Source organism: Tenacibaculum sp. IMCC1, from assembly GCF_054906355.1.
Map to the genome: position 1 here is coordinate 2583264 of NZ_CM142818.1, position 12522 is coordinate 2595785.

Here is a 12522-nt window from a genome sequence, read left to right on the forward strand (position 1 = left end):
GTGAATAATAATTATTGTAATTGAGTGTTTAACCAGCTTACAACATCTTGTAACATTTCTTCTTTACATAAGTCATTTTGTAACTCATGATATCCTCCTTCGTATAGTTTTATACTAGCTTTAGGCGTATTGTTAGCAAAAGCCTCCGTGCCTTTATAATCAATAATTTTATCACCTGTACCGTGTAATAATAACATTGGAGTTTTTAAAGAAGATGCATTATTAATAGCCCATTCACCAGCATCAATAAATGATAAAGAAAAATTAGGGCTCACCTTATCATGAACTAATGGGTCATTACTATACTTTTCAACTTCAACAGGATCACGAGATACATCGTTAGCATCTAACTCATTTCCTAAAGTCACTGAAGGAGCTATTTTTTGCATTACTTTTCCTAACGAAAGCTTCCAAGCAGGTGGCTGAAAAGCTAAACGTAAAAAAGGACTGGTAGCTATAACGCCGTTTAGATGATGTTTTTCTCTTAGAGTGTAATTAATTACAGTGTTGCCTCCCATAGAGTGCCCATATAAAAACGTAGGTTTATCACCAAAAACCTCTTTAGTTTTTTCAATAAGTTTAGTAACACTTTTTAATACATAATTATACCCTGGATTGTGTCCTCTTTTCCCTGTTGTTTTTCCATGACCAAAATGATCAAAAGTAACTACACCAAAATTATTATCGGTTAGTTTTTTTGCAACATGTTTATACCTTCCAGAATGTTCTCCCATTCCGTGAACAATTACCACTATGGCTTTTACAGTTTCTGGTTGCCAATACTGACCAAAAAACTCAGTTTTATGAAAATTGAATGTGAATGTATGGTGTGTCATTAGTCTCTTGTAATGTTTCCGTCTTCTAAAATATTAAAAATAATAGTAGAAGGAGAGTCAGAAATATATTCAACTAATTCAATACTATTTTTATTAAGAGTAGAGGTGGTTTTTAACATTCCTTCCGCAATTTCGTCATAAGCCAATACTTGACTATTAATTATATTAAATTGTTTATCGTAAGTTACCAGCATAGAGATTAACTCAGTATTATTTGGATAGAAATAATATACTACTGATTGAAAGTTTTCTGATATTTTAGGAAGATAAGAAATACCAATTTTAGCGTTCTCTTCATCTAATTGTTCTTCAAAAATTGAAGGAAGTTTTAAAAGCTTTTGTTGTGGTTTTGTTAATAATTTACCCTCTACATGATTGCTAAAGTTTGTACTATCAACCAAAGGAACATTTTTAGTAGGATAGTCGTTTAAAAATGAATACTTGTTTGCTTTACAAGACGTCATTGATGCAATAATAGCAACGAATAGTATAAGTTTAATTGTGTTTTTCATCTCTTTATTTTTTGTAATAGTTTTTTGATTAGAAATACTTTTTCTGAGTATTTGCTATAAATATAGTTAACTTTTGTTAGTGTGCGTTAAAACATATTTCATAGCCTTGGCTTTGAGTAAACATTCTTCATACTCCTTTTCTGGAGTAGATTTTGCTGTAATAGCCCCACCAACTGAGTATGAAACGTATTTGTTCTCGGAATTGTATAAAATACTTCGGATAACTACGTTAAAATCGAAGTCGCCATTTGGAGTAAAATAGCCTACGGTTCCAGAGTATAGGCCACGTTTGGTTTCTTCTAGGTCTTCAATGATTTTCATGGCAGAAATTTTTGGAGCTCCGGTCATACTTCCCATAGGAAAAGTATCTTTAATTACATCAACTGGATGTGTGGTATTTTCAATTTCTGAAACTACGGTAGAAATCATTTGATGTACTTGCTTAAACGAATATACTTTACATAGTTCTTCTACTTGGACACTTCCTTTTTTAGCTGTTCTTGATAAGTCGTTACGAACTAAATCTACAATCATAATATTTTCTGACCGTTCTTTTTCATCACGAGCTAAATCAAAAGCTATTTTTTCATCTTCAATCGGGTCAATCAAACGTTTTGCTGTCCCTTTAATAGGTTGCGAAATAATTTTAGAATTTTCTTTTCTAATATATCGTTCGGGAGTTGCAGATAGTAGGTAATGATTGTCGTTTCTGAAAAAAGTAGCAAATGGAGGTTCCGATATTTTGTTTAATTGTGTGTATACTTTATAGGGGTTTATAACTGTGTTTTCTGCATAGAATTCTTGACAGAAGTTAGCTTCATAAATATCTCCTCTATGTATATGTTCTAATACTTTTTCTACTTTTTGATAGTATTCATCTTTATGGATACGTAGTTTTATTTTTACTTCATCTGTTTCTTCTTGTTGATAATTATTAATAGAAGGGTTTGTTTCAATAATATCTTCAAAATCTTCTTCTAATTCATCATCAATCATTTGTAAGTAATGAAACTCAACAGAACTTCCTTTGATGAAAATTAATTTTTGAGGCTGAAAAAAATACAAGTCAGGAAAATGAAGTCCGTCAAAGTTGTTTGAACTTAGTCTTTCAGTATCATTTTTAACATCGTAACTAATGTAGCCAAAGATATAGTCTTTGGTGAAAGATTGATATTCTTTTAGTTTATCAAAAGCATTATAGTAATCTGTTTTAATAGAAGTAAACTCTTCTACAGCTAAAGCACAATCGAAAGAGCTATATTGTTGCTCGTAATTGTTAGAATCTAGCCAAATAGCTGTTTCAAATTGTTTAGCCCAAACAAACAGCTTTTGCTTGAAGAGCTCAGGGGTGTCTATAGAAAAAATACGGACGGTTCTTGACATCGCCACAAAAATAAGAAACCCGATAGAAATACTACTATCGGGTTTGGGTTTTATATAATTTTGGGGTTATACCATTTACAACTTGAAATTACCGTAATAAAACACCCTTTTTCCCTTTCTTCATCATTTAAAAAACAAAACGTAGCTAAGGCTATGTTTGATTTTTGAAACTTGAATAAAGAAAAAAATCATTATTTTCTTTTACTATAATTTCAAATCATAACTGGTATTATTCTTTTTTTGAGTTTTCGTACTCTTTAATTTTTTGTTCAACTTCTTCTAAAGTACCTTCAAAAGTTTTTTCTTCAGTTGTTTCTTCACCGTTTTTAACAGTTGTAGTAGTAATAGTAGCTTTAGCAGTACCATCATCATTCTTTACAATATTCACTTTAACGATGTTTTCTAACTTGTTTTCTGTAGTAAATTCAGCATCAGTAGAAAGTTTTATTTCGTGTTTTTCACCATTTTTGTCAATCCAAACTTTACTATTTTCTGTCTCTTCATGTGTTTCAGAAGAAGTATGTCCGCCTAATATTGGGGCAATAACTAAACCAACTAAACACGTAAGTTTAATTAAAATATTCATTGATGGCCCAGAGGTATCTTTAAAAGGGTCACCAACAGTATCACCTGTAACGGCTGCTTTATGCGCATCAGAACCTTTGTAAGTCATTTCTCCGTTAATTTCAACACCAGCTTCAAACGATTTTTTAGCATTGTCCCAAGCACCACCAGCGTTGTTTTGGAAAATAGCCCACATAACACCTGACACACAAACACCTGCCATATAACCACCTAAAGGTTCAGCACCAAAAACCAATCCGATAATAATTGGAGTGATGATAGTAATTAAGCCTGGTAAAATCATTTCTTTTAAAGCAGCTTTGGTTGAAATATCTACACATTTTGCATATTCAGGGGTGCCCGTTCCTTCCATAATTCCTGGGATTTCTCTAAACTGTCGACGTACTTCATGTACCATTTCCATAGCTGCTTTTCCTACCGATTGCATGGCTAATGCTGAGAATATAACAGGAATCATTCCTCCAACAAATAACATTGCTAATACATCAGCTTTAAAAATATTTATTCCGTCAATTCCTGTAAAAGTCACATAAGCAGCAAATAAAGCTAAGGCTGTTAAAGCTGCGGAAGCGATGGCGAATCCTTTACCAACTGCAGCAGTAGTATTTCCTACAGAGTCTAATATGTCGGTACGTTCACGGACGTGATCTTCTAATTCACTCATTTCAGCAACTCCACCCGCATTATCTGCAATAGGACCGAATGCATCAATAGCTAATTGCATTGCCGTAGTTGCCATCATTGCTGAAGCTGCTAAAGCAACACCATAAAAGCCTGCAAAATAATACGAACCATAAATAGCTGCTGCAAATAATAAAACAGATAAAAAAGTAGATTTCATACCTGCCGCAAGACCAGCAATAATATTGGTTCCTGCACCTGTAGCGCTATTTTGTACGATAGCTAACACTGGTTTTTTACCTAAACTGGTATAATAAGCTGTAACCATTGAGATTAATGCTCCTACAGCTAAACCAATACAGGCAGCCCAAAACACATTGATAGCTGCTACTTCTTTAAAGCCTTCTCCGAAGAACTTCATTTGCATTGTTTGAGGAAGCATCCATTTAATCAAGAAGAAACTAGCTATTAATGTTAAAATAATAGCGACCCAGTTTCCAGTATCTAGTGCTTTTTGTACTTGTGCTTCTTTTGCACTATTATCCTTAATTCCTACTAAAAAAGTTCCAATAATGGAAGCAATAATACCAACTCCTGCAATTACTAAAGGAAGTAAAATAGGTCCCATTCCGTTAAAGGGATCAGAAAAAGGTGAGGTTATAGACATATCTCTAATAACATAGTTTCCTAGTACCATGGCTGCTAGTACGGTTGCTACGTACGAACCAAACAAATCGGCTCCCATACCTGCAACATCACCAACATTATCACCAACGTTATCTGCAATGGTTGCTGGGTTACGAGGATCGTCTTCAGGAATTCCTGCTTCTACTTTTCCAACTAAATCGGCACCTACATCGGCAGCTTTGGTATAAATACCTCCACCAACACGAGCAAATAAAGCAATAGATTCAGCTCCTAAAGAAAATCCAGCCAAGGCTTCTAATACAACAGTCATTTCTTTGTAAAAGTTACCTCCATCTGTAATAAATTGACCAACAAATATTAGAAAAAATAAACTTAGACCTAAAACAGCTAAACCAGCGACACCAAGCCCCATTACGGTTCCACCACCAAAAGATACTTTTAAAGCTTGGGGCAGGCTAGTTTTTGCAGCTTCTGCGGTTCGTGCATTAGCATCGGTAGCGATTCGCATTCCTATGTTTCCTGCGAGTGCAGAAAATATTGCTCCGATGATAAATGCAGGAACAATCATAATACTTGTTGTTTCTATTACCTGAGAGATTCCGAATAAGGCTAATGAAGCGATAATAACAAAGATTAGTAATAATCGATATTCGGCAGCTAAAAAAGCAAGAGCTCCTTCTTTAATACTTTTTGAAATAGATTTCATTTTATCATTTCCTGCATCTTGTTTTTTAACCCAGACCATTTTTATATACATAAAAATGAGTCCTAAAAGTGCCAAAATAATAGGCACATATATCATGTTTTGTTTCATGTTATTGTTATTTGATTAGTTATAAGTGTTCGTAAATATAACAAAATCAATAACTAAACAAAAAACCTCTCAGTTGCAACTGAGAGGTTTTTTGTTTTATAAAAGGAGTTTTTTTATAAATTAGATAGTAAAATCTCCATTTGTTTTATGTTCGCTATTTTCATAACGCTCTAAACATTTATCTAATATTTCGTAGGCTTCATCAGCATTACCCCAGTCTCCAATATCAACTTTTTTCTTTTCTAAGTCTTTGTATACTTGGAAGAAGTGAGTGATTTCTTTTTGACGGTGTGGATTTAGATCAGTAATATCGTTGTATCTGTTCCAAATTGGGTCAGAAACAGGGACACAAACTATTTTTTCATCTGGCCCTTTTTCGTCTGCCATATGGAAAACACCAATTGGTTTTACTTCCATAACACACATAGGAAAAGTTGGTTCAGCACCCAATACTAATACGTCTAATGGGTCACCATCTAACGCTAAAGTTTGAGGGATAAATCCATAGTCTCCAGGATACATCATTGATGAGAATAACATTCTGTCAAAACGAATTTTTCCTAAATCAAAATCGTATTCATACTTGTTTCTACTACCTTTTGGTATTTCAATTAAAACATCAACTGTTTTTCTTTCTTTTGCGGTCATATATTCTAAACTTTTCTTCGTTTTCTAAAAATCGGTTTGCAAAAGTAGTGATTTATTAGTTTTTTTAAAGAAAAAACAAAGGTATTTTATGGTTAAATGTATGATTATAAGCCGGGTTTAATACCAATACGGATAGCAAATTTAGGTGTTGGAGCAACAATTGATCCTGCAGGAGGTGTATAATTACTTCTCCAAATAGCGTCAATTCTCAGAAAACGTAAGTTACCATATCCAATATTTTCTAATCCTACACTGTATTCGTAATATAGTTTGTTTGGAGCGTTATAGTTAACATTATGCGCTCCACTACTATTGACTAATCCATCATTTATAGCTCTATTTTGTTGAGAAATGTTCCCGTAAGCAGCTCTAAAAGAAACTAAGCTTCTTAGTTTTAGTTTTTTTAATAGGGGTATTCTATTTAGAATATAACCATTAAAATGGTGTTCAAAATGTCCTGCCAAATATTCATCAGCTACAAAATCGTAGTAATTTAGTAGTGCGAAAGTGTCTTTAACTAAAGAAAATGTTTGGTTGGCAGGGATAGGGCTTAATAAGGCAACTGGAACTGTTCCAAATGTTTTTCCAGCTTCAAAACTAGCGTCTAAAGTTCCGAATTTACTTAATAAAATAGGTTGGCTGTATTTAAACTGAATTTTATCGTAACTGTGAGTTCCGTTAAAAGGTCCTTTGTAACCTCTTCGGTAGTTCAGTACAAAAGTAGGGAATACATTTCGTCCAAAACGCCTTTCTACCCCCAGTCCATATACAAACCTTCCGGGAGTGAAAGAAACATAAATATCAGAAGCCACATCAGTAACTTGTGATTGAATATTTCCGTTTTCATCTCTGTAATTCATAGAGAAATCTTTCTCAGAAGCTGATTTAATTTTTGAGTGAGAAAAATTAAAACCTACATGTAAGTTTTGCTGAATTTGATAATCAAAGTTTGCAGCTATTTTTTCAACATCAGATAAAAAGAAATTGTCTCCTCTTGAAAATAATGCAGTTGTTCCAAAGCTTCTTCCTAAAAGTTGTGTTGTGTTTAAAAGAGTACTACCGAGTTGCTCAATATCGTTTTGGTATGCAACTCCAACGGCAATTCTAGGTTTGTAAGATAAAAGATAACGTGCTTCTGCACCATATTTTACTCGTTCGTCTTTAAAGCCGTAAGCAATATGCCCACCTAAACGAAAACGATCGTCTTTGGTTACAAAGGTTCTGAATCCAACTTTAGTTCTAAAGCCTTCTACTTGGTTACTGGCAAAAGCAGTCCACAAAGGTCCAATTTGAACACCTAGTTTGGTGTTTATATAACCACTGGCTACCGTGTTTATTAATCCTGTTAAATTTTTTATTTGTTTTTTTTCTTTAACACTTTCAATTAGTTTGTGTGTTTTTTTACTTTCATCGGTTTGAATATTTTTCCAGTAAGAATCTTCTTTTTCATATTGATCAGGTCTAATTTTCTCAATAGTTTGTTCATAAAAGTTTTTAGGAAGAGCTTTGTTTAAGACATAATTCTTAAAAGTAATATCTTTTTTAATTGTTAATCCTTTATTGCTTTCGTTTTTATCGATGAATGTAAAATCACCTTCATAGGCATTTTTGGTAGGGATGTAAATACTGTCGTTTCGTACCTCAAATTCTTTTTCAAAGCTAAGTCCTCTCACAAAGTTTAAATTAATACTTTTATGAACTTTCATTTTTAATTTTTTGATAGAAAAATTTTTGTCAGCTACCCAAAAATTACCTTGAAAGGCCAAATCTCCATCGCGCCTTGGAAAGAAATAAATATTGTAAAGCTTTTTATTGTTGTTTACGACACTATCGTAAAGAACATAGTCATATGTAGAAAAACCATCAGTAGATAAAGGACTGATAAAAGGCTTTTGAAGTAATGTAATGTTGTTTTTAAAAACATCAATATTTTGAAAGGTGTTGGCCATTCGGTCAAAAATAAAACCCTGAGCGCTAAGTCCTTCTGATTTCTCAGCCTCTATGTCTTCTCTAACATTATTATTTTTGTTGTCTCCATACACATTGGCAACTTGTTCATTTAAATAAATAGGTATGTAGTAATTTATTCCGTCGCTATCATACTTTATTTCTTGAAGTGCTTGTTTGTATTCTTTCTTAAATATCTTTTTTAAGAAAAGAGTGTCTAAATTATTAAGACCTATTTCTATGGATGTGTTTTTTTTATATTGATAATGATCAACTAAATCAAGTCCATTTTTTCTTTTACGTTTCCAAATTTCTTTTAAAATTCTATAAGCAGGATTTTCTTTTTTCTTTAACCTTTTTTTAGGTTTGGTAACGATAACAACTTCTTCAAGTTCATTACTTTCTTCTTTTAAAACAATATTCAAAAACTTTGTTTTTTGACTCACTTTAATAGTGTGAGTTTGAAAACCTACAAAGGAAATTTCTAGTGTGCCCCTATATTTGTTGGTTTTTAGGAAAAACTTTCCATTATCGTCTGTCGTGGTTCCATAAGTGGTGTTTTTTAAAATTACATTAACGAAAGGCATAGGAGTGTCAAATTCGTCAACCACTTTACCTTGTATAGTTAATTGTGCACTTAAAATACTGGTAGTTAGTAGCAGTAATAAGGTAAGAAGATGTTTCATTATTTTTTTTACTACAAAATCCTTTTGACCTGAGTCAAAAGGATTTTAATTTATTTTTTCAATTTCTTTTTTCTTCAATTACTTGCGGTACATCACTTCTTTTACTGCTGAAATAACATCATTCGCATTAGGTAACCATTCTTCCAATAATACTGGAGAATAAGGTGCAGGAGCGTCGGCAGTTGTAATTCTTTTAATAGGAGCATCTAAATAATCAAATGCTTCGTCTTGTACCCTAAAAGTAATTTCTGATGAAACACTACCAAATGGCCAAGCTTCTTCTAAAATAACTAATCTATTTGTCTTCTTAACAGACTCTAAAATAGCTTTATGATCCATCGGACGAACTGTGCGTAAATCAATAATTTCAATAGAAATACCTTCTTTAGCTAATTCGTCAGCAGCTTTGTATGCTTCTTTAATAATTTTACCAAAAGAAACTACCGTAACATCGGTACCTTCTCTTTTAATATCAGCAACTCCAATAGGGATGATATATTCTCCTTCTGGAATTTCCATTTTATCACCATACATTTGTTCAGACTCCATAAAAATAACTGGATCATCATCTCGAATAGCAGCTTTTAATAAACCTTTAGCATCGTATGGATTAGAAGGAACAATTACTTTTAATCCTGGGCAGTTTGCATACCAACTTTCAAAAGCTTGTGAGTGGGTTGCTGCTAATTGACCTGCAGAAGCTGTTGGTCCACGAAAAACAATAGGGCAGTTGAATTGTCCACCACTCATTTGACGGATTTTTGCAGCATTGTTAATAATTTGGTCAATTCCTACTAAAGAGAAATTAAAAGTCATATACTCAACAATAGGGCGGTTACCGTTCATTGCTGATCCTACAGCAATACCACCAAAGCCTAGTTCGGCAATAGGAGCATCAATAACACGTTTGTCACCAAACTCGTCTAGCATTCCTTTACTGGCTTTATATGCTCCGTTATACTCAGCAACTTCTTCACCGATTAAATAAATGCTTTCATCTCTACGCATTTCTTCGCTCATTGCTTCGCAAACGGCTTCTCTAAATTGTACTGTTTTCATACGTTTTATAAGTAGTTGTTTATCAAGAGTGCAAAAATAATAAAAATAGGGGTAATATTGTAGTTTTAAAAACAACAAATGATTATGTAATAATAATACCTTAATTTTGAGACTGATTAATGTTAAGGAAAAAATTTATTATGCACGCATAATAAATTAAAAAAAATCCTTAACTTCGTGGCATAAAATTAAGTTTCTTTAAAACAACGATATATATGAAAATATTAGTTTGTATCAGTCATGTACCTGATACTACTTCAAAAATCAACTTTACTGATAACGATACAAAGTTTGATACTAACGGGGTTCAATATGTTATTAATCCATACGACGAGTTTAGCTTAACTCGTGCCATGTGGTTTAAAGAAAAGCAAGGAGCGAGTGTAACTGTAGTGAATGTTGGAGGAGCTTCTACAGAGCCTACTTTACGTAAAGCTTTAGCGATTGGTGCAGATGATGCAATTCGTGTAAACGCTGAACCGACTGACGGGTTTATGGTTGCTAAAGAATTAGCTGAAGTTGTTAAAAATGGAGGATATGATTTAGTATTAGCAGGAAAAGAATCAGCAGACTATAACGGACAAATGGTTCCTGGAATGTTAGCCTCTTTGTTAGATTTTAACTTTGTTAATGGATGTGTTGGTGTAGAGGTAGACGGAACAAATGTTACTTTAAATAGAGAGATTGATGGAGGTGAAGAAAAAGTATCTTCTACTTTACCAATGGTAATAGCAGGTCAAAAAGGAATCGTAGAAGAAAAAGATTTACGTATTCCTAATATGAGAGGTATTATGATGGCACGTAAAAAACCATTAAACGTGGTAGAGCCAACTGGAGCAACAGCAGCAACAGCAACTCAAAATTTTGAAAAACCAGCACCAAAAGGAGCGGTTAAGTTAGTTGATAATGTTGATGATTTAATTGATTTATTACATAACGAAGCAAAAGTAATTTAATCAGTTGAACTGTTTTAATAGAGTTTAAAAGAAAGAATAAAAATACTTGTTAGTGTTTAATGATTAAAAACTAACCACTAACGACTAAAAAATAAATAAATATGTCTGTATTAGTTTTTGCCGATTCATCGGAAGGAAAATTCAAAAAAACAGCTTTTGAAGTTGTTTCATACGGAAAAAAAGTAGCAGAACAATTAGGAAGCGACTTAGTAGTGTTAACTATTAATGGAGGTGATGCTTCTGAATTATATACTTACGGAGCAGAGAAAGTAGTAGAGGTAAAGAATGACTTATCTTCATTCAATGCTAAAGCATATGCTTCAATTATTAAACAAGTAGCAGAAGCAAAAGGAGCTAACACGGTAATTATCGATTCTAGTGTTGATGGGTTAACTTTAGCTCCATTAGTTGCTGTAGGTTTAGAAGCTGGATATGCTTCAAATGCGGTAGCATTACCAAGTAGCACTAGTCCTTTTGTTGTTAAGAGAAAAGCATTCTCAAATAAAGGATTCAACAATACAGAAATCTCAACTGAGAAAAAAGTAATAGGTGTTGCTAAAAATTCTTATGGAGCACATGAAAATTCAGTAAGTGGTTCTGCTGAGAGTTTTGATGCTACATTACCTGAATTAGGAGTGAAATCTGAAAATATTAATAGAGCAACTGGTAAAGTTACTATTGCTGATGCTGATATTGTTGTTTCTGCAGGTAGAGGTTTAAAAGGACCTGAAAACTGGGGAATGGTTGAAGAGTTAGCTGATGTTTTAGGTGCTGCAACTGCATGTTCTAAGCCTGTATCTGATTTAGGATGGCGTCCTCATAGCGAACACGTTGGTCAAACTGGTAAGCCTGTAGCTTCAAACTTATACATAGCTATTGGTATTTCAGGTGCAATTCAGCATTTAGCAGGAATTAATGCATCTAAAGTAAAAGTAGTTGTTAACACAGATCCAGAAGCACCTTTCTTTAAAGCTGCTGATTATGGTATTGTTGGTGATGCTTTTGAAGTTGTACCTCAGTTAGTAGAAAAATTAAAAGCTTTTAAACAAGCATAAAATAGTGGTAATTTTTTCTTTTTCTAGAAATTAGAGTTCAACTCATAATTTTTAGTAAATTGTGCCCACTTTAGAAGGCTGTCTAAAATTTTAAGCAAAAGGCCTAAATTTAGACAGTTTTTTTGTATTTTATGATGATTGATTGTACATGAGTTTAATTAAACTAACTATAAAAGGGATTTCGTATAGCCAAACACAAAGTGGGGCATATGCTTTAGTGCTAAGTGAAATGGAGGGAACCAGAACACTTCCTATAATCATAGGAGCGTTTGAGGCACAATCAATAGCAATAGCCTTAGAAAAAGAAATCCGTCCACCAAGACCACTTACTCACGATTTATTTAAAACGTTTTCTGATCGATTCTCTATCACCGTTAAACAAGTAATTATACACAAGTTAGTTGATGGAGTATTTTATTCAAGCTTAATTTGTGAAAGAGAAGGAATAGAAGAGGTTATTGATACAAGAACATCAGATGCTATAGCATTGGCAGTTCGATTTGAAGCTCCAATTTTTACATATGAAAACATTTTAGATAAAGCAGGTATTTATCTAAAAATGGATGAAGAATTAACAATTGAAGAAGATTTAGAATCTGATGAAGATGAAATCGAGTTTTCAATAGAAGAAGAAGGAAAGGATAATTACTCACACTTGTCACTTAAAGAATTACACGAACAACTTAACGATGCTGTAGCCAATGAAAATTATGAGTTGGCAGCTAGAATTCGTGATGAAATCAGCAAACGTTCTTAATTTAAAATATTAAAA

10 protein-coding genes are annotated in these 12522 nt (G+C 33.1%); 3 read left to right on the top strand and 7 right to left on the bottom strand.

Features of this window, described 5'->3' with window-relative positions:
- Positions 1-11: 11 nt before the first annotated feature.
- The 7 genes from ACXIHB_RS12130 to ACXIHB_RS12160 all read right to left on the bottom strand — a co-directional run bounded on the left by ACXIHB_RS12130 (position 12) and on the right by ACXIHB_RS12160 (position 9739).
- On the bottom strand, positions 12-836 hold the full coding sequence (locus ACXIHB_RS12130) for an alpha/beta hydrolase (RefSeq protein ID WP_462098332.1): 825 nt from the start codon (positions 834-836) through the stop codon (positions 12-14).
- Complete coding sequence (locus tag ACXIHB_RS12135) at positions 836-1348, bottom strand: hypothetical protein (protein WP_173359346.1); 513 nt, start codon at positions 1346-1348, stop codon at positions 836-838. The genes ACXIHB_RS12130 and ACXIHB_RS12135 overlap by 1 nt, the downstream gene beginning before the upstream one ends.
- A gap of 66 nt (positions 1349-1414) precedes the next feature.
- On the bottom strand, positions 1415-2731 hold the full coding sequence (pabB, locus tag ACXIHB_RS12140) for an aminodeoxychorismate synthase component I (RefSeq protein WP_462098333.1): 1317 nt from the start codon (positions 2729-2731) through the stop codon (positions 1415-1417).
- 229 nt (positions 2732-2960) lie between these two features.
- Positions 2961-5399: a sodium-translocating pyrophosphatase gene (locus ACXIHB_RS12145; protein ID WP_462098334.1), complete on the bottom strand. Its 2439-nt coding sequence runs from the start codon at positions 5397-5399 to the stop codon at positions 2961-2963.
- Between the two features lie 120 nt (positions 5400-5519).
- Positions 5520-6047 (bottom strand): inorganic diphosphatase, encoded by a 528-nt coding sequence (locus ACXIHB_RS12150; protein ID WP_047790320.1) that lies wholly within the window; start codon positions 6045-6047, stop codon positions 5520-5522.
- Between the two features lie 104 nt (positions 6048-6151).
- The gene (locus ACXIHB_RS12155) at positions 6152-8680 is read right to left on the bottom strand and encodes a DUF5686 family protein (protein WP_253679003.1); all 2529 of its coding nucleotides are present in this window, start codon (positions 8678-8680) and stop codon (positions 6152-6154) included.
- Positions 8681-8758: 78 nt separating this feature from the next.
- A complete protein-coding gene (locus ACXIHB_RS12160) occupies positions 8759-9739 on the bottom strand; it encodes a pyruvate dehydrogenase complex E1 component subunit beta (protein WP_047790318.1) in 981 nt (326 codons plus the stop codon).
- A 215-nt stretch (positions 9740-9954) separates the two neighbouring features.
- Between ACXIHB_RS12160 and ACXIHB_RS12165 the strand changes: the two genes are divergently transcribed.
- The 3 genes from ACXIHB_RS12165 to ACXIHB_RS12175 all read left to right on the top strand — a co-directional run bounded on the left by ACXIHB_RS12165 (position 9955) and on the right by ACXIHB_RS12175 (position 12507).
- Positions 9955-10695: an electron transfer flavoprotein subunit beta/FixA family protein gene (locus tag ACXIHB_RS12165; protein ID WP_073182571.1), complete on the top strand. Its 741-nt coding sequence runs from the start codon at positions 9955-9957 to the stop codon at positions 10693-10695.
- A 101-nt stretch (positions 10696-10796) separates the two neighbouring features.
- Positions 10797-11750, top strand: a complete 954-nt coding sequence (locus ACXIHB_RS12170; RefSeq protein ID WP_462098335.1) for an electron transfer flavoprotein subunit alpha/FixB family protein — start codon at positions 10797-10799, stop codon at positions 11748-11750.
- Positions 11751-11898: 148 nt separating this feature from the next.
- Positions 11899-12507 (top strand): bifunctional nuclease family protein, encoded by a 609-nt coding sequence (locus ACXIHB_RS12175; RefSeq protein WP_047790315.1) that lies wholly within the window; start codon positions 11899-11901, stop codon positions 12505-12507.
- Positions 12508-12522 lie beyond the last annotated feature (15 nt).

Coding starts and splice junctions, on each gene's coding strand:
- ACXIHB_RS12175 (WP_047790315.1), top strand. CDS start 11,899: ATGAGTTTAATTAAACTAACTATAAAAGGGATTTCGTATAGCCAAACA.
- ACXIHB_RS12155 (WP_253679003.1), bottom strand. CDS start 8,680: ATGAAACATCTTCTTACCTTATTACTGCTACTAACTACCAGTATTTTA.
- ACXIHB_RS12160 (WP_047790318.1), bottom strand. CDS start 9,739: ATGAAAACAGTACAATTTAGAGAAGCCGTTTGCGAAGCAATGAGCGAA.
- ACXIHB_RS12145 (WP_462098334.1), bottom strand. CDS start 5,399: ATGAAACAAAACATGATATATGTGCCTATTATTTTGGCACTTTTAGGA.
- ACXIHB_RS12170 (WP_462098335.1), top strand. CDS start 10,797: ATGTCTGTATTAGTTTTTGCCGATTCATCGGAAGGAAAATTCAAAAAA.
- ACXIHB_RS12165 (WP_073182571.1), top strand. CDS start 9,955: ATGAAAATATTAGTTTGTATCAGTCATGTACCTGATACTACTTCAAAA.
- pabB (WP_462098333.1), bottom strand. CDS start 2,731: ATGTCAAGAACCGTCCGTATTTTTTCTATAGACACCCCTGAGCTCTTC.
- ACXIHB_RS12135 (WP_173359346.1), bottom strand. CDS start 1,348: ATGAAAAACACAATTAAACTTATACTATTCGTTGCTATTATTGCATCA.
- ACXIHB_RS12150 (WP_047790320.1), bottom strand. CDS start 6,047: ATGACCGCAAAAGAAAGAAAAACAGTTGATGTTTTAATTGAAATACCA.
- ACXIHB_RS12130 (WP_462098332.1), bottom strand. CDS start 836: ATGACACACCATACATTCACATTCAATTTTCATAAAACTGAGTTTTTT.